Origin of the sequence: Streptococcus suis (assembly GCF_002964045.1) — a bacterium.
GTDB lineage: Bacteria > Bacillota > Bacilli > Lactobacillales > Streptococcaceae > Streptococcus > Streptococcus suis_U.
This window is the reverse complement of the sequence record NZ_POPB01000523.1, coordinates 1-368: the sequence shown is the minus strand read 5'-3', so window position 1 is coordinate 368 and position 368 is coordinate 1. Positions and strand designations below refer to the sequence as shown.

1 protein-coding gene is annotated in these 368 nt (G+C 46.7%); it reads right to left on the bottom strand.

Annotated features, from left to right (window positions below; translation table 11 throughout):
• The coding region (locus tag C1E99_RS12515) for an ABC transporter permease subunit (RefSeq protein ID WP_153060240.1) at positions 1 to 368 on the bottom strand (368 nt) is incomplete at both ends.

The following is a 368-nucleotide window of genomic DNA, read 5'->3' as shown; positions in this document are numbered from 1 at the left end:
CCAGAGCGCTTGTACAGCAATCATTGGACGAACGAGTGGGAGGACGATTTGCCAGAAACGTCTGAAGTGACCGGCACCGTCTAGTTTTGCAGATTCATCAAGTGAGATTGGCACCGTATCGAAGTAGCCTTTCATGAGCCAAGCGTTCATTGGGATACCACCACCGACATAAAGGAAGATGAGGAACCAGCTTTGGTTGAGCGCATTGAGCATGAGGGCCATAACGAAGAAGGCGGTAAGAGCAGCCATGGTTGGTACCATTTGGATAATCAAGAAGAAAACCAAACTTTGCTTACGAGCGATGAAGTTATAGCGACTATAAGCGTAACCCGCTAGTACCACTATACTTGTTTGAATAACCATTGTCA